Source organism: Fodinibius halophilus, assembly GCF_011059105.1.
Taxonomy (GTDB): domain Bacteria; phylum Bacteroidota; class Rhodothermia; order Balneolales; family Balneolaceae; genus Fodinibius; species Fodinibius halophilus.
This window is the reverse complement of the sequence record NZ_JAALLS010000007.1, coordinates 98,697-119,220: the sequence shown is the minus strand read 5'-3', so window position 1 is coordinate 119,220 and position 20,524 is coordinate 98,697. Positions and strand designations below refer to the sequence as shown.

Here is a 20,524-nt window from a genome sequence, read left to right as displayed (position 1 = left end):
TTGATGAGTAGGGCATTGCTATGGTATTTTATGGAACTATTTTCGGGAGTTAAACTTTAGATAAATAAGAATTTAGCGGAAATCAAAACATATAATTATTTATGAGTAAACCACTAACTGTTACGGAAAAACTGATTAAAAGCCATCTTGTGGATGGTGAAATGGTTCCGGGCGAAGAAATTGGGCTTAAGATTGATCAAACCCTTACCCAAGATGCCACTGGTACAATGGTAATGCTTGAGTTGGAGGCAATGGAACTGGATGAAGCCCAGACAGAAATATCTTGCCAGTATGTTGATCACAATTTGATCCAGACAGATTTTAAAAATCCTGATGACCACGTCTTTCTCAAATCTGCTGCAGAACGATTTGGGATGTGGTTCAGTCGTCCGGGAAATGGGGTAAGTCACCCAATAGAAACCGAGCGTTTCGCCATCCCGGGTAAAACGTTGGCCGGCTCCGACAGTCATACTCCCGCATCCGGTTGTATGGGAATGTTGGCAATTGGTTCTGGCGGTTTGGATGTCGCTTTTGCTATTGCCGGTGAACCTCTTTACATCAAAATGCCTAAAGTACTGGGAGTTGAGGTTAAAGGTGAGCTTCCTGATTGGGTGAGTGCAAAGGATGTTGTCCTTGAAATGCTTCGCCGTTACGATGTTGACGGTGCTACCGGTTATGTGATTGAATACTTTGGCGAAGGGTTGAAGAATCTTTCTACCATGGATCGTCATGTAATCGCCAACATGGGTACTGAGATGGGGGCTACCAGTACGGTATTTCCTGCAGACGGCGAGATTCGCCGATTTATGGAATCGCAGGAACGCGGCCACGAGTTTGTAGAGCTTAAAGCTGATGAAGGTGCTGAGTATGACAAGTACGAAGAGCTTGTGCTCGATGATGTTGAGCCGTTGATTGCACTGCCCAGCAGTCCCGGAAATGTTGTTCCGGTTCGTGAAGTAGAAGGAAAAGATATCTATCAGTCGTATGTTGGTTCTTCGGCAAATCCCGGATTTCGTGATTTCTGGATTGCTTCTGAGATTGTCAAAGGAAAAACAGTGAATGATAATGTTTCTTACGACATTAACCCCACATCACGACAAATCATTGAAAATATGGTCAAAAATGATGTGATGTTTAACCTGGTACAGTCCGGAGCACGTATCCACCAAGCCGGATGTAATGGTTGTATTGGAATGGGGCAGGCGCCTGCATCAGGCCAAAATAGTTTGCGTACTGTTCCGCGTAACTTCCCGGACCGATCGGGAACGCCAGAAGACTCTGTCTTTTTGGTAAGTCCGGAGACTGCTGCTGCTTCAGCGCTTACCGGTAAAATTACCGATCCGCGAGATCTTGAAGATCTCTATAACATGGAGTGTCCGGAATTTGAGCATCCAAAAGAGATTCACATCAATACCGAGATGCTTACGCCGCCAAAGCCTAAAGAGGAACGCGGAGAAATCAAGAAAGGGCCCAATATTTCTACCATGCCTGATTTTGATGAGCTCAAAGACTTTGATGTACCTGTGCTACTGAAGATGGGGGATGATATCTCAACCGATGAGATCCTACGTGCCGGTGCAGAAGTACTTCCTTATCGAAGTAATATTCCCGAGATCAGTAAGTTTACGCTCGATGTAGTGGATGAAAACTTCCACGATCGCGCTATGGAAGCGAAAGAAGAACACAACGGACACGTTGTTATCGCCGGTGAAAACTATGCGCAGGGCTCTAGTCGCGAGCATGCTGCTATTGCACCTCGTTACCTTGGTATGCAAGCAGTAATAGCGAAGAGTTATGCTCGAATCGGTTGGCAAAACCTGATCAACTTCGGTATTCCACCGTTGGAGTTCGCAAATGATGCGGATTACGAAGATATCGACCAGGGAGATATCCTTGAAGTGAATAACATTCGTGAAGCTATTAAAAACGGTAACGAAGTTGTTATTCATAACAAGACGAAAGACAAAAAGTATACCGTTAAGCATACCTTTAGTGAACGGCAGAAAGAAGCTGTTCTCCATGGTGGTGTAATTAATCGCTTTAAAGCGAAAAGGAATGGACAGTAATTGATTCCATTTCTTACGGATAGATTAAAAAGGCCCCGTTTATTCGGGGCCTTTTCTATTTTGGATGAGTTCCCATCTCTCGTCGGGCGACTGGAGTTGTCGTCCGACGAATTATATAAGGCATGTACGCACAACTGATTTTCTAACTATCTGTAGTTGAAAAGCAGACAGAATTATAGCTTCGGGAGTACAACTCCCTTGGAGCTATTGAACTTTCCATTTTTGAGGAGGCCCCAACTAAGATATAGGTTACCCGCATGTCATTTCGAACCGACGATAGGTGGTGAGAAATATCATCTGTTTATCTGACACCCTTCTTAACCATGTTGCCAAGATTAGTTTCAAATTTATTGTTACATGCAATGTTTGGCATTGGTGTTAAAAATTTAAAAGCAGTGTTACTGCGAGGGATTCCGGTGATTGTTCGGAAGACCACGCAGTCTCTCTTTTTTAGCTCATGTAAGATCTAAAGGGATCCGTCAGATAATTATTGATAGTGGATCAAGATGACATTTCGATCCACATATTTTTTAAAAAATCTCCCTTCCTTTCCCAAGCTTTCGCCCAGCCCCCGTTTAACCCCATTTAAAAGCAATGTCATCCCAAGCGTAGCCGAGGGATCTCCCTTAAGTGGTTCGCGTAGCATCTAAAGGTTCCCTTCATACATCAGCCAGTTGATTTATGGAGATTGCTTCTCCGCTAGCCGGTGGCTCGCGATGATGAGCGTTGCTGTTAAGCCCATATCGGCCGGTGAGACGAATTTGGTCGTTTTTTCATTGATTCCCCAAATGTATAAGCTACTCTTTTTCCAATAGCTTTACCTCAATATTCGTAGGATATTCTTCCGTGTGATATACACGTTGTATAGCATCCTGAAAGTCCTTCTCATCCGCTTTAAAAATATTGGGGACATATTTTTGAGGATTTAAATCAACAAGGGGGAACCAGGTACTCTGTATCTGGATCTGAATCTTATGTCCCTTTTTAAAAGTATGGAAGACATCCTGTAAGGGGAGATCTATATACGTTACCTCGTTGGGTTCGAAAGGTTTAGGATCGGAATAACTATCCCGGAAACGGCCCCTGATAACTTCACTGCGTACCATCTGGTGATAATTATCCAGCTCAACTCCCTCAGGGGTATGTTCTCCTTCTTTGGTTTGGGGAGGATACACATCCACTACTTTTACAACCCAGTCGGAAGCCGTTCCTGAAGTAGAAACATAAAGGTTGGCCAGCATATCTCCCGCCAGGGTTATCTCTTCTTTTAATACTTCCGTTTCAAATGTGATAACGTCAGGTCTGCGTGCTGCAAAACGCTGATCATCGGTCATATAATCCTGGGGGATAAAGACAAGACTTTGTTCCTCTCTGTAGGGCACGGGATTGTCAATATCGCTTGTGTATTCGGTATACTCCTGATTGGAATTACCCGGCTTTTGAGTGTTCAATGATTCGTCACCATGAATATACCATGATCTCTTTGTTACCTTTTTAGGGGGCCAGTCTTCGAATTGTCTCCATTCTTTTACGCCGGTATCAAACATATAAGCTTCCGGCAGCTCGTGGGTGTCGGCTCCTTTCAGGTGTTTCATAAAGAAGGGATATTCGATCTCTTTTTGATAGAAATCGGAAATTCCTTTACCAAAATAGATTTCGCCAACCATCTGGTGCGAATTGCTGCTGGCCCACTGCCCGTGGCTCCAGGGCCCCATAACGATGGTGTTTTGTAGATCCGGATTTTTTTCTTCAATAGATCGGTAGGTGTTCAATGGACCATAGAGATCTTCGGCATCGAACCAACCGCCAACAGTCATTACGGGATGCTTAATATCATCAAGATGGGGCAGAATATTTCTCTTTTGCCAAAATTCATCATAATTGGGATGATTTTTTAACTCCTGCCAAAAGAAATTTTCTTCAGAGTAGTATTTATCCGCGTTTTTGAGTGGGGTAATACTATCATAAAACTTATACATGTCATTGGTTCCAAGATCAGCAAAATGGTACCATGCCGTATTTGTGGGCGCATCGTGCTGAATACCAAAGAGCGGGGTTACAAACCAATAGCTCATAAAGTACGCTCCGTGGTGATGGAAATCATCAAAGAAGAAGTCTGATATGGGAGCCTGTGGAGAGGAAGCAGCCATCGCGGGATGGGCATTCGGCAAGCCGGCGGTGGTATAGAAACCGGGGTAGGAGATGCCCCACTGTCCCACTTTACCATTGTTATTGGGGACGTTATTAATCAGCCATTCTACGGTGTCATAGGTGTCAGAGCTCTCGTCAATTTTGTCTTTGTCGGTTTGGTTCGGCGTCATTGTTGTATAATTTCCTTCCGACATCCACCGTCCGCGTACATCCTGACAAACAATAATGAACCCTTCTTTTTGCATGTAGGGATTCGAGATAATGTGTTCAGGCACTTTATCATCATAGGGACGGCAATTATAGGGAGTACGCTTAATAAGAATAGGATAGGACTGGGTGGTATCTTTGGGGGCATACACAACGGTGTGCAGTTTTACGCCATCACGCATTTCAATATCATACTGCGATTTAACATAATCGGTGCTTGAAAAATTATTTTGTTGAGCAAAGGCAGGGGATGTGGCAAGTAATAATAATACAATGATGATACCTTGCCATATATTTTTTGGGGAGTTGATCATTCGACTAAGGTTTATTAAAAATTCAATCTACAATATAAAGGGATACAACTTTTTGGCAATCATGAAAACTTAGAAATTTAAAAGTATTTTATGGCATGTTTATGAAACCAACAGGAATAAAAAAAGAAAAGTGCTTGTTAAAAAACACTGTAGTGTGTACTTTAATACACACGTAGATGGGTTGGGTTTTCTAACTTTCTTTCATCCATATAGAATGAATATGCAGATTGTATGAGATGGCATTATAGGTGCTGGTATCATCCTAAAATATTCTATTTTCTGGAGACTTTTAATCATTAAAATATGTACAGGGCAGTATGTCTAACAAAATAATAATTTACGGATCCCTATTTTTACTGTGTGTATTCTCTGTATTAGCGGCATTGCAATCAAACTGGAAAATTATCGGTATTTCCTGGGTTGCATTTGGGGCAATGGCGTTGGCGATACCACTGGGAATAAAAGCAGCCAAAAAGAATAAGCTTAATCGTCTTGTCATTGGCTATGGATTGGCAAGTGGAGCTATGATTACGAGTGCTGCTATCTTTCTTGTGCCAACGGCAATTAATCATCATCCAGTATACGGGGGACTGGGAATAGCCATAGGTATTATGGCCGGTTTTGCGATTCATACGCTTAATCATGATTTAACCCATACCTCTTTTTCAGTCAATCCGGTGGTGTTAGAACTAACATCGCATGCTCTGTCTGCCGGACTAATTATTGGGATGGTGTATGCTGCTATGCCTGAGTTGGGGATACTGTTGGGTATCGCGATTATTTCTCATAAAGGTCCTGCGGGTTATGCTGCTTCTCGGCGGCTCGCCATTAAAGGGAAAAATCCGATGTTGATATTATTGCCGGCCGCGGCCATCGGGCTTACAGCGCTTCCCATGAGTCTGATTAATATCCCGGGAAATGCCATCGTAAATGCCCTCATTTTTGGATTTGCAACAGGCGTCTTTTTCCACGTTGCGATCGACTTTTTGCCAGAGTGCGAGGTGGGCGGAAATATCCACCAAGAGACCGAATTAGATGATCATGAGCATCATGAACTGGATCGTTATCGTCGATGGGCTGTGCTCACCACTTTTGTAGGCGGATTCATTGTATTTGCAGCTTGGTATCTTGCGTATTAAATGTGAACCACAGGGTTAGGAGCTATTATGAAACGGCTGAATTTTACATTGGATAATGAGACAGTTCAACTTCTGGGAGAGTTGTCTGAAAAGTATTATAACGGCAATAAATCACAAACGGTACGGGCGGCTTTGGAAAGTCTGGCTGTGCATGCCGGTCACGAGGGATGGATTATTGCGGGTTATACTCCCAAAGAGTTGGATACAGAGGAAAGTTGCCATAGCTGTGGCGAATCGCATGATAAAGGAGATGTGTTGTATCGGCCGGTGTTTGAAAAGGGGAGTAGTCCCAAAGCATTACCGTCTATCCCATCAGAACACTGGTTGGATTGCCCCGAATGTGCCGAAAAACAGGTTCAAAGCTGATTGGCTGGGTATTATATCCAAGTATAAATTTTCTATTTCTTTAATGATCCATCTCTACCAATAAGCGTTGCTTGTTTTTATCAACAGGGACACTATTGATTAATGAAGCTATCTTCAGTGCACATCCCCACGAAAGAGTAACACCTGCTCCGCCATGTCCATAGTTATGAATGACTTGTCTATTTGCTACTGTTTCTGATTCTAATCGCAGTCCGTTTTTCCTGTTTCGAATATAACGATATCCAACCGAAGGGGTTAAGTCATCCGACAGACTGACCGAGGCACCAAATCGGTTTTCAAGAATTTCACTATTTAGATCGATGATCTGTTTGGGAAAAGAGATCCCGTCAACTTCGTAGTTTTCTTTATCTTCATCCCAGTCAGTATGCCCCAGGGTGCCTGTTTGTCGACTTCCTCCCAAGATCCATCCATCTTTTCGGGGATAACAATAGACATCACTGGCCTCTCCTTTAGTATCAGAGTACACAGAAGCTTTGGGGGTGTAGTTATAGGAGACGGTTTCATCTTTTGAGTTTTTCAGTAATGGTGCATCAACTTTATGGAGCAGGTGTCCACGGACGATCAGTTGCTCTTCGCTGGGGTCATCAAACAAAGAGGGGCTGCCAGTGCCACTACAGTTGATGATGGTATCAGTTGGAAGGCTATCAATATTTTTTGAAACCAGCTTTTGTTGAGTAATGGTACCTCCGCTATCCTGATATAATTCGTATAGTGCGGGCAGGTATAGCGACCAGTCAGCAAAAATGCAGTTAAAGCTCCAGCCATAGAGGGTATTGTTGCCTGGCCGGCGGGGAATGGAATCAGTATCAAGCTCTTCCACCGGCTGGTAGTTCAGCATCCAGTCGCAGTAGTCAGGGCGGTCGGACCTGGTTTCAAAAAGCTCATAATGTTTGTTAATGGTAGTGCCCGGGAAAGTCTGTTTGCGGAGCTCATAAAAGACAGCCTGGGAGTGGTGAAACAGCTCTTCCAACTGATCAGAATATACCGAATGGGGAATAACTGAAGCCGACGGGAAAAGGCTGGCAAATTCAGGATGGGCATTTTTATCCAGGATATCGGTGATAACCTTATCGGCATAGATCTCCGTTTTATATCCCAGTAACTGCAAAGTGAGGCCCGTAGTTAACCCCGAAACACCCCCGCCGATTATAATTACTTTCTCAGACATTAACTCCAAATTTTTAATTCCTAATTCCTAATTTCCAATTATTAATTCCTAACCTTGCCAAGGAAGTTGATCCAGGTCCATATTACCACCGGTGATAATAATCCCAGCCCTTTTCCCTTGGAGGTCAATTTTTCCATTGAATACCGCGGCTACAGGAACGGCACATGATGGCTCGATAATAATTTTCATGCGTTCCCAAATAAAGCGCATCGCATCTATAATTTCCTGTTCCGTTACCGTATAAATGGCATCTACATGTTCCTGAATGCAAGCAAAAGTTAAAGGACTTAGCGAAGTTCGAAGTCCGTCAGCTACTGTATCGGTACTTTGAACAGGGTGAAGCTCACTGGTTTTAAATGATAGATATGCGTCATTAGCTACTTCGGGTTCGGTACCGATTATTTTTGTCTCGGGAGATAAGCCGGATGCCGCAATCGACGTACCACTCATAAGGCCGCCACCACCAATGGGGGCAATGATGTAATCAAGGTCCGGTTTCTCCTCTAATAATTCTATTGCTGCACTTGCTTGTCCCATGATAATATGTGGATTATCATAGGGATGAATAAAAGTGGCACCTGTCTCTTCTACAACCTTTTTGAGCGTAGCTTCCCGGCCTTCTTGGGTAGATTCACTAAAGGTAATGGTTGCTCCGTAATCGCGAACGGCATTGACCTTTACTTTGGGCGCATTTTCGGGCATCACAATATGAGCAGCAATACCGCGAAGTTTAGCTGCCAGCGCCACTGCTTGGGCATGATTGCCGGAAGAGTGCGTAGCAACACCATTTTGGGCCTCTTCATCGGAAAGTTCACCTACAGCATGGGTGGCGCCACGAAACTTAAAGGCCCCTACTTTTTGAAAGTTTTCACATTTAAAAAACAGCTCTCCACCGGCCCGTTCATTAACTTTTTTACTGTTCAATACCGGTGTTCGGTGTACCTTATCCCGAATTTTCAGATAAGCATTTTTTACTTCCTCATAAGTGGGAATAGTGATAGCGTTTAATTCTGACATGAATTGAATATTTAGATTCCTATACTCGATTTAAGTCCTGACAGCAGGCTTTTCCACCAGTAGTTAAAAACTGATTTATTTGTATCTCGGTCAAATTTAATTGTCCCTTTTCTTGGGTCATCTCCCTTATTTTGAGTCTTAACCTTGAAGGTGTTAGCCAGGAATGATTTCATTGTGTTACCAAAGTTTTGCTGTCCTTCTCCTTTATTAAGCAGCGATATTTTTAGATTCTCGTAAGTGAAAGTCATAGCGCCCTTAGCTTTATTCGGACTCAGAGTCATATTAAAATCCATTCCCAGTATTTGTCCTTTATCAATGCGGGTAAAGGCAAGAGGTGTTAAGGCCTTATTCAGAGGCTTCATCGGCATTGCGGATAGATGCCCAGAGATATATTGTTGTTTGGAATCCATCGGGAAACGAAATGAGGCATTCAGTTCTGCACTGTCCATCACATCAGTTTTAACTTGCAGGGATGGGGACTTGTCATGCCATTCTTTTTCAATATTTGATAGGTTATTAAAAATGCCCGTGAGGTTAGTAAAAAGCAGATAACCGGCTTTTTGAGCTTGGGGAATTTGTTCACTATACCGGATTCTACCGTCAGAAAGGGTGATACGATCAACAGTAATGGGAAATGGAATGCCTTGAATCACCTCTTGGGGGAGCGGAGGGTTGTTGTTGGGTGGAAAGGGAGGTCGTTTATCGCGATAGATATCAAAATCAGGATTGCGGATCAGAATATCTTGTACGCTGAGCTGCTGCTTGGAGTTTAGTTTATGGCTGTCGATGCCGGACCAATAAATCTGGTCCACTTTTATTCTAATTCGGTCAACTTCGTGATTGAACTGTTTGGGAAAAGTAGCTTTGCTGAACCTTGGCTGCAGTTGCAGAGAACGAATACTCATGCTGCTATCCATAGAGGAAAAGGCAATTTGGTGGGTAGAGAGCTTATATACACCATCTGCAGTTTGGTATTGAAGATCTCGAAGATCGGTCGTAAGATGTTGGGCGGGAATGATCTTATCTTCTGAGAAGAAAGTAGAGTCAAAAGATATATCATAGAGGTGAATATCACTGTCTCGGAAGCTTAAAGTAGGACTACTCTGTTCATCTTTGTGGGTATAATTGAAAGATAATCCTGTAATTGAAAATTTGGGGATTGATAGCTGCTGAAGTAGGTCGATCTTAGAAAGTTGATTCCTGATGTTTTCCCGATTAAAGGTAGAAGAAGTTGAAGACGAGGTTCCTGTCAGTGAAATGTCGGGATTGACGATCCGGATCTCTTTAAGTTTAATATTTTGATGAATAAATAGTTGCCAAAAGTTGATTCCACGAATATGAATATCTTCGATTGTGGACTGCAGCTCACTTTGATATTCCTGTTTTTTTGAAGACAATGTAACTCCAGAGATATTAATACCTCTTCCCAGCAGTTCCAGGTCCAGATCGTTAATAGTAAGCGTAAAGGTATTTCCGGCGGATTCCTGAAAACGGCTTATTATCGTTTGTTTTAGCTGGGCATCCATAAAAAAACTAAAATAGATCTGAATACCGCCTATCAGAATAATGATGGCGGTGAGAATCCCAAGTAAAACTTTTTGATATCTCTTCATTGGAATAGATGAATATTGAACAGGATTATTTGGTAAACTTCTTAACAGCCTCTAATAACGGATAATTCGGGAATTTTTAACGCCATTTTACTTTCAGTTTTTGTACCATGATAAACGATTCCAACATAAAAAAGTAAATAACCAATTTTTGTTATGTCAGAATATCGATTCCGATACCTCTTAGTCGTTGTCGCATTTCTTTTTATAAGTTCCAGCGTGTTACAGGCGCAGGATAAGCGATTCCAGTTTGATCCGGATATCTCCTATGATTCTGAGATCTCATCACCGGCAGAGTTTTTAGGGTATGAGCTTGGGTCCGAGTATAGCCTCCATTCAGATGTAGTTAAATACCTCAATTATTTGTCAAAAGTTTCTGATCGTATCAGTCTTAAAAAATATGCTGAAACCTATGAGGGGAGGGGGCTGTATTTTGCTGTTATTACGTCTGAAGAAAATCAGGATAATATTGAGGAGTTGCGTAACAACAATCTGGCGCTTACTGATCCTGCGAATTTGGGGAATGATGCAGCAACATCAATAAAGTCGGAACAACCCATTACGGTATGGTTGAGCTACAATGTGCATGGGAACGAAGCATCAAGTAGTGAAGCGGCCATGCAGACCGCCTATCGCTTGGTAGCGGGAATGGATGCCGAGACGAAGAAGATGAGGAGTGAAGCCGTTACTATTATCGATCCGATGCTGAATCCCGACGGGCGTGATCGGTATGTGTATTGGTATAAATCTTCGCGCAGTGCGGTGCTCAACTCAAATGCAGATGATATTGAACATGACGAGATCTGGCCCGGCGGACGGACCAACCACTATTGGTTTGATCTGAATCGAGATTGGGTTTGGTTGGTGCATCCTGAATCGCGCGGACGTATAGCAACCTATCAGAAGTGGATGCCACAAGTGCATCTTGATCTACATGAGCAGGGTTTTAACAGTAATTACTTTACGATGCCCGGTACAACGCCCCGAAATCATGAGTTGCCCAATGATTACGAAAAATGGGCCGATGTGTTTGGTCGTGGGGTTATAGAAGAGTTTGATGCGCATAATATAAATTACGCTACCCGTGAGGCGTTTGATTTCTTTTATCCCGGCTACGGCTCATCTTATCCCAGCAATATGGGAGCTATCGGGATGTTGGCCGAACAAGGAGGACATAGCCGCGGTGGTCGTTCTGTTGAAACAGAAGATGGCTACAAGTTGACGCTACGACAGCGTGTATTTGATCATTATACAAATTCAATAGCAACCGTGCGGACTTCCATTGAAAACCGGAAGCCATTGCTCGACTATTTTCACAATGCATTTAGTGAAGATGCTAAGAAGGGTGATGTAGAAGCATTCATCTTACCTAATAATGATCGCGCCTATACTGCAGAATTGGTTGATATTATGTTGCAGCATGGGGTAGAAGTGGAAAAGGCGACCGAAGGTTTTGAGGTAGATGATGCGTACAGCTATTGGGATGGTTCATCTGATCGCCGGGAATTCAGCAAAGGCAGCTACCTGATTAATACTGACCAACCACGGCATATTTTTCTTAATACCCTAATGAAGCGTCAGCTGGCTATCGGCGATTCGGTGATGTACGATATGTCAACATGGTCAGCCCCCATGGCTTATAACTTGGATGCCGCTTGGTCTGAAGATGAAGTGGGGGTATCAACGACTAAGGTAACCGAAGCCCCGGTTTATGAAAATGGCGTTAAAAATAGCGGTGCCCAATACGCCTATGTTGTGGATGGTAAACAGCGGTATACCCCTAATGCACTTGCAAAATTATGGGATGCCGGATACCGAGTACGTGTTGCTAAAAAATACTTTACCCATGACGGTAAACGATATAGTAGGGGAAGCCTAGTTGTTCTGCTTGGACGAAACTATGAAAAACGAGAGGCTATTGTATCGGATATGCAGCGTATTGCTAAAGAGGCAAAAGTAACGATTGAAGGTTTCGATACAGGTCGTATGGTCAGCGGCATGGATTTAGCCTCTCGCGACAGTGAGCCCGTTGACAAGCCCAATGTAGCTCTTATGGTCGATAGCCCGTTCAGTTCCTACACAGCAGGGCAGATATGGTTTCTCTTTGACCAGTGGACAGAGTTTGGGATTAACCGAATTCGAAGTGATCGCCTCTCGTATTTAGACCTCGATGAATATGATGTGTTGGTGCTTCCGAGTGCATGGGGTGGATTTTCTTCGGCCCTCGATTCTACTGCCTTAGATAAACTGAAAGGCTGGGTTCGTGATGGCGGTACCCTGGTAGCCACCGAAAATGCTGCTGAATTTATGAGTAAAGATCAGTCCGGTTTTACTTCTGTTGAGTTGGCAGATGAGCCTTCAAACGATAAAAAGGAGGAGAAAGATACCATTAAACCGGCTGCCTATACTACCTATGCAGCCCGTGAAGATTCCTCCGGCCTCAAACGAATACCCGGTTCAGCTTTTCAAGGTCACATCGACAATACCAATCCACTAGCTTTTGGATTACCCAATAAGTTGTTTACGCTTAAATTTAGTGATGAATCATTGGTGCCTTCTACAAACTGGCAGGTGGTGGGTCACTATGATAAAGATCCCCAGTCGGTATTGGCCTCTGGTTATGCTTCTGCTGAAAATAAAAAGCAGGTAGCCGGTAATGCTTTTGCGGGTGTTCAACCTATGGGCTCAGGGCAGGTGGTCTTCCTGTTGGATAATACGCAGTACAGAATGTTCTGGGTAGGTCCGGCACGGATGATGCAAAATGCCGTAATGATTTTACATGATATGTAAAGAGAACGAATTCTTACTCTTGATATCTAATTAACCGTTGCTTAAGCGATGCCATCACTTCAAGTGATGGCATCGCTATTTTACTATCTTTCGTCGGGCGACTGGGGTTGTCGTCCGACGAATCATATAAGGCAAGGTTTTGCAAAGCTTCTTTTTCTGACCCACTCTTGGTCGCTCCCTATAATCGGGGAGGGGAACTCTGTTCTTCAGCAGAAGCAATGTGATCCTTAGCGCAACGAAGTAAAGTCGAAGGCTCTTCCGGAATAAGTTCGCCTAGCATCTAAAGGGAGGCATATATCAATAGAGCTATTTTCAAGAACGGAACACCTCCCGACCAATTCGAAGCCCACGAATTGCCCACCCTCCTCGAGGAGGGATTCCTTTTCCGAGTTGTGTCGAAGGGCAAGAAAAAGCTCCCCCTTCAGACATTATCCGAATGAAAAGTGGAATTGCTACAAAAAAGTAGACAGTGAGTTAAGGCATATCATGCATTTGATTCCTGTTTTTTGATTAACTGTTGCTCGGTTTGTGCCGGTGTTTGGTATCCCAGCGTTGAGTGCAGGCGTTTTCGGTTATACCAGATTTCGATAAAGGCAAATACCGCCGATCGAATCTGGCGCTCGGTGCAGGGTTTTGTATCGACCGGAAGTTCTGCCTTAAACGTTTTAAAGAAGCTTTCGGCCGGCGCATTGTCCCAGCAATTGCCTTTCCGAGACATCGACTGAGTGATCAGCGGCTCGGCGGTCAGCAGTGTCATAAATTCCCTGCAGGCATACTGGATGCCTCGGTCGGAGTGGAACAAAAGCTCACGACTCGGTGGGCGCCGCCGGCAGGCGGCCTCCCAGGCCGGGATGATGGTCTGGGCCGCCTCCATGCTTTTCGACAATGACCAGCCGAGGATCTGGCGGTCGGCCAGATCCATGATGGTCGTCACATACAGCCAGCCGTTACGGCTTTGGATATATGTAATATCACTGACCCAGACTTGGCCTAACTGGCCGGGAGTAAAGTTCCGGTCAAGCAGGTTTGGAGCTACCGGCTCGCTGTGGGCCGAATGAGTCGTCGGAATCCACTTTTTGCGAATCTGGCTTTGGATTCCTGCGGCCGCCATCAGGCGGGCCACCCGCGGTCGACTGATCGATTCTCCGTCGCCCAGCAGCTGCTGGTGGATCCGAGGGCTGCCGTAGGTCTTCCCGGAATCGGTCCAGACCCGGCGTATCTTTTTTGTCAGCCGCTTGTTTTCCAAGCTGCCCCGCGAGGGGCTTCGGTCCCGCCAGCTGTAATATCCGCTGCGCGATACATCCAGGATTTCGGCCATCTTCACTATGGGAAAAGTATGTTTATTGTTCTCCATAAAGGTATAAATTACGCGTTTGGATTTGTGAAGATAGCCATGGCCTTTTTTAAGATATCGCGTTGGGTGCGCACATTAGCTAGTTCCCGTTCTAATTGCGCTGTTTTTTCTTCGGCCGGGGTTTGTTTGGGCACGCCGTTGCCGGGAAAACTTCCCTGCGGGTCATCTCACAGCTCGGATCGCCACCGGTAAATAAGTTCCGGGCGCAGCCCTAAATCAGCAGCCAGCTCGGTAATGGTATCGCAGTGCTGGCTTTGCTGGACTACATCCTGTTTAAACTGTTTGGTAAAAGTTCGTCTGTTTGTTGTGCTCATGATTGTTTTATTATAATATGTGTCGTACAATCTATGACTTAACTGGGTGTCTACCAAAATGTAGCAAGTCCATTGGGTGTAATCAGAAGGGGGTAAGGGGGATGGTACTGCTCATCTATTTATGGAAATCCGGATCTCCGATTTAAAAAACCATATTATAAATTCCTTGTCATCCCGAACCATGTGCTGAGCTCAGCGAAGTATCTCTTCCGGGATCTCGGTTTAATGCTCTGCGTTGGAACGCATGTACTACTTTTTACTCAGCCTTGGTCGCTCCCTATGATCAGGCAGGGGAACTCCTTTCCCCAGCAAAAGCAATGTCATCCTGAGCGGAACGGAGTGAAGCCGAAGGATCTCCCCCGAATAAGTTCGCGTAGTATCAAAAAAGCAGCTGTCACGCATTAACCAATCGATTCATGGAGATGGTTCGACTACGCTCACCATGACAGGCGTTGTTTTTTAATGCCATTCCAGCTATTGGAGGGGTAATTCCTAAAAAATGATAGGAGCGGGATATTAAGAATTAACATTCCCTTCGGAATATCTATATTCCTATAAATAATTTCATTAGAGAAAAGCCTAATCTTCTTCTTGCAGAGGACTTTCAGCAAACATGTATTCTTCAACGGGGTTACCATTAATGAGATGTTCTTGGATGATTCGTTCCAATACTTCGGGTTTGCAAGAGTGGTACCAAATACCTTCAGGGTAAACTACAGCTACCGGACCTTTTTTACAGATACGCAGGCAGTTGGCTTTGGTTCGGTACACGCCTCCGGCGCCATCCAGCCCCAGTTCTCTGAGACGCATTTTAAGAAAGTTCCAGGCCCTGATACTCCATTCCTTGTTACAACATTTTGGTTTGGTCTGATCAGCACATAAAAAGATATGTCGCTGAATGTCATCAACATGAAGTTCTTCTGCTTTATCGCTTGGAGTCTCGGCCATTTTGTTCTCAATCCTTTATTTAAAAAGCCCAATGATAAGGATTATCGCTAAGATATGATAGCTTTTGTCACTATGGAATTTATATGTGAAAAGAATGTTACAGGGCCATTTCTTTTTCTTTCTGACGTTCTTTTCTTCGCTTTTCAAGTTTTCTCTCTTTGAGGCGTTTGCGGTTTTGCCATTTGGCAAAGTAGGGATAAAAAAAGAGGTAGATACCGGTAAGCCAGAGGATAAGTACAACGACAGCAGAGGGTAAAAACAGCCAGAGCTTGGCCTCATCATGGAACCATGACCCATCGTGGATGGCTTCAATAACATCTGAACGACGTTTGGCCAGTTGTAGTTTTTCTCCGGTGTGGGCATCAATTTGTGCCTCCCAGCCATTGGTACTCCGAATTTTGATAATGCCATCATCAGGACGTACATCCAACCGGTCTATATCTTCCCACTCGTTGACCGCTAATTTGGGAATGGATTTAGCTGTGTTAAGTATACTGTCGAAAGGGAGTGAGGCTCCTACCTGGCTACCGGATTGGGTAGCGGGTTGTATCCAGTCGAACTCTTTTTTTACCTGTAAAAAGAGTCCTGATATAAGGACAATTAAAAAAGGAAGTGCTATTAAGATAGCACCCCACCGATGTAACTTTCGTGAGTCTTTACGCAGGTCGAAACCCATTAATAACTAAAATTTTTGTAATGTTATACTCCTGCTGTAAGAGATTAGGAAGTATACAGCAGGAGATATGTCAGGAATAAATGAAGTATGGAAACAGGTGGAACCTTGCCTTTAATAGTCTAGGCCTGGTTGTGTAATCTCATATTCTTTCTCAGCCTTTGCTTCTTTTACCATTTTGGACACATCTTCGAGCATCTTCTTAGCGTCGTAAACAATGCCATCTTTAATCGTATATTTAACGCCGCCGATGCGTACCGGCTTGTTTTCATCATTAACGTGTATCGCACCGGTTCCGTATAAAGTTTTCAGGTTTTTAAGGGGATTGGCATCCACCAATACCATGTCTGCCAGTTTCCCAACTTCAATGGTGCCGAGTTTATCATCCATATTTAACACCTCAGCTGCTTTGAGTGAAGCCGATTGGAAAATTTCGAGGGGATGGAATCCGGCTTCCCGGAAAAGCTCCATTTCCTGTATATAGGCAAATCCGTAGAGTTTATAGATATAGCCGGCATCGGAGCCCAGGGTAACACGTCCCCCGCGATTTTTAAACTCATTGACAAACTCAAACCAGAGATCAAAATTATCTTTCCAGGCAACTTCTTGCTCGGTACCCCAGTTCAGCCAGTACGAACCGTGAGAGATACGGCTGGGCTTGTAGAAATCCCAAAGAGAGGGTAGGGTATATCGCTCGTGCCATTCGGCGCGTCGTTGAGCACTGAGATCGCGGCTGGCTTCATAAATAGTAAAAGTGGGATTGAGCGTAATATCGAGCTCAAGCATTTCATTCATCACGCTGTTCCATTTTTCAGTGTATGGTTCAGCGGCTTGTTGCCACAATTTTCCGGCCTCTTCAAAGCGGTGCTGCTCGTTACTATAGTTATAATCAAGAGGATAGTCTTGAATAATCTGACCTGTGAAAAGGGCTTCGGGGATGCCATACCAGTGAGTGATACTGGTAAGTCCCAATCGAGCCGATTCCAATGCATTATTATAGACGACACGGGTTTGAGCGTGGTGAGTCATGGTGCCAAGGCCCAGTTTGTTGGCTTCATCAATAGCAGCGGCATATACTGGTTTACTGGCTCCGAAAAATTTGATGCCATCAGCACCTTCGTCATGGATCATCTGCACCCACTTTCGTGCTTCTTCAGGCGTAGTTATAGGTCCGTCGTGACCCATTCCAAAGCCGATATAAGAGAAAATACGTGGGGCAGTAATCTCGTTTTTCCTGCTTCGTTCTTTTTGACGCAAAGTCCACTCCATGCCGTTAAAAGAGCCGGGTTCGCGAACGGTTGTGATGCCGTGGGCCATCCAGAGTTTATACACATATTCTGCAGGGGTGCCTTGGGCAACACCGCCGGTGTGGGCATGCATATCAATAAAGCCGGGTAGCAGGTACATACCCTTGGCTTGGATCTCTTTCGTATTAGTATCTGCTTCGGGGCGTCGATCTTCATCAATGGGTATGCCGGGGTAGCCTACGGATTGGATGGTGGCAATTTTATTATCCTCAACCACCACATCAACCGGACCGCGGGGAGGAGAACCCGTACCATCAACTAGCATTACACCGCGGATAATAAGCTTTTCATAAGGTCCTTCGCCCATTGTGCGTTCCGGGGCTTCTTGAACCTGAGCATTAGCAGTGATGGCAAGGCCAATGATACTAATCAGTAGAACAGCTAAGCGTCGAAAGGTCATCATATTGTAATAGTTTCTTAACGTGAAAGATACGGTGAATGTACAAATTGCACAGCCATCCGACAGTAAAAAGTTTTTAAGGTTGTTATAATAAAAGGGCTCCCTCGTGTTTGAGCAAAAACTTTTTTCGACTGATTCCCCCGGCATATCCCACAAGATTATTGTTTACACCAATTACTCGATGACACGGAATAATGATAGGAATGGGATTTTGACCGTTTGCCCTGCCAACAGCTCGAACTTTTTTAACATCACCTAGCCGTTTTGCCAATTCACCGTAATTTGTAACGCATCCAAATGGTATCTGTTGAAGTTCATTCCATACACGTTGCTGAAAATTAGTGCCTTCGGGCTTCAAGGGTAGAGTAAACTGTTTGTGTTCACCTCGGAAATATTCATCTAATTCACTCTTAATTTTCTTGTGGCTAGTATTAGTAATTTCTAATAAAGGCTTGGGGCGGCTGTCTAAAAACGAAATTTGGTACAAAAACCCCTCTGATGTGCTCAATTCGAGCCAACCCAGCGGTGATTTGTAGTGACTTTTAACGAGGCTCAAAAGAGAAGAAAAAATAATTTAATTTTTTTTGTAACAAATGCCCTTCGCAATACTCTTGTTAACAGAACGCACTATTATTGTCTCTCTAGACCTAATCTAGTTAGTCAACTAGTCACTCCTAAATGCTGAAACCTAAAGCACAGGGCCTCGGGACGGATACTCCTGAGGTCCTTTTTTATACCAATAATATCTGAATAATGTATGTGAATTTGAAAAAGGATTGACCATTTTTTGTAAAAACATCTTGCATGGTCTGTCTTGGAGATATATCCTATTATAAAAATTGTTGTTTCTGCCCATCACTACCCATTCTCGGAAGGTAACAGTAAAGCTGAGAATTCATAGAATTTTTGGCTTTTCAAAGTTTAGGTATTTATCGGTCTAGGATAGATATGATAATGGCTTAGTGATCTTGCCTTTCAACAGGAAATATTGTTAGTTAACCGCCGTCTGAATAGGATATGTGGCAATAAATTAGATAGTAGGTCACGAGAGACTTTATAGGCAAGGTCCAATCTGTTTCTTGTAGCCTACCTTCTTTAATTGCATTCATGATATATGCACATTTGATCTGGACATGGACACGGATCAAAATCGATATGCCCAACTCTAGTATTGCCATTTATATATAGAGAGGGCTATAACAACAATATTTAACTCAATAATTATAAATGGGATGAATTGGATCGTATCATTTGCTCTTTTGGCTTGGCCACTGTGCTGGATAAGTTCAGTAATGTTGTTTGGTGGACCGGGTGCCGGCAATAATTTGTCTAATTATATTATAGTTATGGTCTGTTTGAGCTATCCCGTTATAATATTTGGAGTTTACTGGCTGTTTGGCTGGTCATTTTTTAACATATCGGGCCGGATGATGTTCATTGGAAGCGTTATCGGAGTTTGTGGGCTACTTTTTGCAAGTGGTTATCCACAGGCTGCATGGAATTTGTCGCAGGGTATATTGAATGAAGGATACTCTGTTAGTGGTGGAGAGGTTTATTATAACGGTGAGGCCCTGATTGGGGCGGAGGCTGCTAGTTTTAAAATATTGTCTGGGTTGCCATCATCTTTAAAAGAAAGAGCACCCTATGCCAAGGATTCGAATCATGTTTATTACCGGGGTACTGAGCTTAACGGGATAGATGCCTCTACCTTCACTCTTTTGCCAAACAGTACGAATTATTTATATGCAAAAGATAAATTCAAGGTATTCTATGCAGATAGCTTTGATGATAAAATTGAGTTTATAGAAGAAGCAGATCCGGCCACCTTTTCGGTAATAAATGAGGAACATCCGGCCTACTGGAGGGATGAGCAGTATGTTTATTATGAAGGGCAAATGATCCCCGGAGCCGATCCGGATAGTTTTAAACCGGCGGCCAAGGCCGATCAACATTATTGGGTGGACGATACTGCTGTTTATTTTAACGGCGAAGTGATACCTGAAGCTGTGCCTGAAAACTTTCGTTCTCTAACGGAAGAACCTTACCACTATACACAGTCATTAGAGCAAAATGGGGAGAGTTATGTTTATTGGAGGGGGCAACGTATTCCCTCAGAGGCTCCCAGTTCTTTTACGGTACTAAACTATGAATTTAGTATGGATAAAGCCCGCGTATTCTACAAAGCCGAACCAATTATAACAGGTCACAATTTCGGAACTTTTAAACTTTTGGAGGATGCGGGTTACCTTGCCGTAGATGCTCGTCATGTGTATAACCTAAGTAAAGATCATGCTGGGATTATCGAAGGGGCCGATCCCAATACTATCGCCGTACTGGGGAAAGGGTATTTGAAAGATCATCAGAGAGTTTACTATCGAGCTGACTATAAGTCGGGCGTGCAGGAAGTGGAGGGCGCCAATGCCAAAAGCTTCGAAGTGATCGATTATGATGTAGAACGAGAGGCAGAAGCTCGTGATAACAATCATTATTACCATAATGGAGCTAAGGTAGCCTCGCAAGAATAGGTAACAAGCAGTAAAAAGATCAAGCTATTCCAAAAAGCCCAACTGTAGTATCAATAACCATGTGAAATCGGTTGCAACAGCACTGGCAGTGCCAGCAATACGAAAGATAAAAAGAGAGGGAGCCAGTTATTACTTTACGCCCGATTCAATCGGC

The 20,524-nt window shown here is 43.8% G+C and carries 15 protein-coding genes and 1 pseudogene; 5 read left to right on the top strand and 11 right to left on the bottom strand.

The features are described 5' to 3' along the window. Positions 1 to 101: 101 nt before the first annotated feature. The gene (locus G3569_RS07215; RefSeq protein ID WP_165267557.1) at positions 102 to 2,066 is read left to right on the top strand and encodes an aconitate hydratase; all 1,965 of its coding nucleotides are present in this window, start codon (positions 102 to 104) and stop codon (positions 2,064 to 2,066) included. Positions 2,067 to 2,553: 487 nt separating this feature from the next. Here G3569_RS07215 and G3569_RS07210 read toward each other — a convergent pair whose 3' ends face one another. Then, on the bottom strand, positions 2,554 to 2,712 hold the full coding sequence (locus G3569_RS07210) for a hypothetical protein (protein WP_165267555.1): 159 nt from the start codon (positions 2,710 to 2,712) through the stop codon (positions 2,554 to 2,556). Positions 2,713 to 2,863: 151 nt separating this feature from the next. Next, the gene (locus G3569_RS07205) at positions 2,864 to 4,738 is read right to left on the bottom strand and encodes a CocE/NonD family hydrolase (protein ID WP_165267553.1); all 1,875 of its coding nucleotides are present in this window, start codon (positions 4,736 to 4,738) and stop codon (positions 2,864 to 2,866) included. Between the two features lie 317 nt (positions 4,739 to 5,055). Between G3569_RS07205 and G3569_RS07200 the strand changes: the two genes are divergently transcribed. Together G3569_RS07200 and G3569_RS07195 are read left to right on the top strand one after the other, a co-directional pair. After that, positions 5,056 to 5,877: a ZIP family metal transporter gene (locus G3569_RS07200; protein WP_165267551.1), complete on the top strand. Its 822-nt coding sequence runs from the start codon at positions 5,056 to 5,058 to the stop codon at positions 5,875 to 5,877. 27 nt (positions 5,878 to 5,904) lie between these two features. After that, positions 5,905 to 6,243 (top strand): ribbon-helix-helix domain-containing protein, encoded by a 339-nt coding sequence (locus G3569_RS07195; protein WP_165267549.1) that lies wholly within the window; start codon positions 5,905 to 5,907, stop codon positions 6,241 to 6,243. A 40-nt stretch (positions 6,244 to 6,283) separates the two neighbouring features. Here the strand turns inward: G3569_RS07195 and G3569_RS07190 are convergent, their stop codons facing one another. Genes G3569_RS07190 through G3569_RS07180 form a run of 3 tightly spaced genes read right to left on the bottom strand, consistent with a single transcriptional unit; the run spans position 6,284 to position 10,062 of the window. Next, on the bottom strand, positions 6,284 to 7,432 hold the full coding sequence (locus G3569_RS07190; protein WP_165267547.1) for an FAD-dependent oxidoreductase: 1,149 nt from the start codon (positions 7,430 to 7,432) through the stop codon (positions 6,284 to 6,286). A 48-nt stretch (positions 7,433 to 7,480) separates the two neighbouring features. After that, positions 7,481 to 8,449 (bottom strand): pyridoxal-phosphate dependent enzyme, encoded by a 969-nt coding sequence (locus G3569_RS07185; protein ID WP_165267545.1) that lies wholly within the window; start codon positions 8,447 to 8,449, stop codon positions 7,481 to 7,483. Positions 8,450 to 8,460: 11 nt separating this feature from the next. Beyond that, a complete protein-coding gene (locus G3569_RS07180) occupies positions 8,461 to 10,062 on the bottom strand; it encodes a DUF748 domain-containing protein (protein WP_165267543.1) in 1,602 nt (533 codons plus the stop codon). Between the two features lie 153 nt (positions 10,063 to 10,215). Here G3569_RS07180 and G3569_RS07175 point away from each other — a divergent pair, with 153 nt between their 5' ends. Then, positions 10,216 to 12,849, top strand: coding sequence for a M14 family metallopeptidase (locus G3569_RS07175; protein WP_165267541.1), 2,634 nt, complete (start codon positions 10,216 to 10,218; stop codon positions 12,847 to 12,849). Positions 12,850 to 13,333: 484 nt separating this feature from the next. Here G3569_RS07175 and G3569_RS07170 read toward each other — a convergent pair. The 6 genes and pseudogenes from G3569_RS07170 to G3569_RS07145 all read right to left on the bottom strand — a co-directional run. Then, positions 13,334 to 14,251, bottom strand: a pseudogene (locus tag G3569_RS07170) (IS3 family transposase); the annotation flags it as partial. Between the two features lie 119 nt (positions 14,252 to 14,370). Beyond that, a complete protein-coding gene (locus tag G3569_RS07165) occupies positions 14,371 to 14,517 on the bottom strand; it encodes a transposase (protein WP_165267539.1) in 147 nt (48 codons plus the stop codon). A gap of 579 nt (positions 14,518 to 15,096) precedes the next feature. Then, positions 15,097 to 15,465, bottom strand: a complete 369-nt coding sequence (locus tag G3569_RS07160) for a (2Fe-2S) ferredoxin domain-containing protein (RefSeq protein ID WP_165267537.1) — start codon at positions 15,463 to 15,465, stop codon at positions 15,097 to 15,099. 97 nt (positions 15,466 to 15,562) lie between these two features. Continuing rightward, positions 15,563 to 16,141 carry a PepSY-associated TM helix domain-containing protein gene (locus tag G3569_RS07155; protein ID WP_165267535.1) on the bottom strand — a complete coding sequence of 193 codons (579 nt, stop codon included), beginning with the start codon at positions 16,139 to 16,141 and terminating at the stop codon, positions 15,563 to 15,565. A gap of 111 nt (positions 16,142 to 16,252) precedes the next feature. Next, the gene (locus G3569_RS07150; RefSeq protein ID WP_165267629.1) at positions 16,253 to 17,845 is read right to left on the bottom strand and encodes an amidohydrolase family protein; all 1,593 of its coding nucleotides are present in this window, start codon (positions 17,843 to 17,845) and stop codon (positions 16,253 to 16,255) included. Between the two features lie 85 nt (positions 17,846 to 17,930). Beyond that, the gene (locus G3569_RS07145; protein ID WP_165267533.1) at positions 17,931 to 18,401 is read right to left on the bottom strand and encodes a methylated-DNA--[protein]-cysteine S-methyltransferase; all 471 of its coding nucleotides are present in this window, start codon (positions 18,399 to 18,401) and stop codon (positions 17,931 to 17,933) included. Between the two features lie 676 nt (positions 18,402 to 19,077). Here G3569_RS07145 and G3569_RS07140 point away from each other — a divergent pair. Further along, positions 19,078 to 20,370 (top strand): DKNYY domain-containing protein, encoded by a 1,293-nt coding sequence (locus G3569_RS07140; protein WP_165267531.1) that lies wholly within the window; start codon positions 19,078 to 19,080, stop codon positions 20,368 to 20,370. Positions 20,371 to 20,524 lie beyond the last annotated feature (154 nt).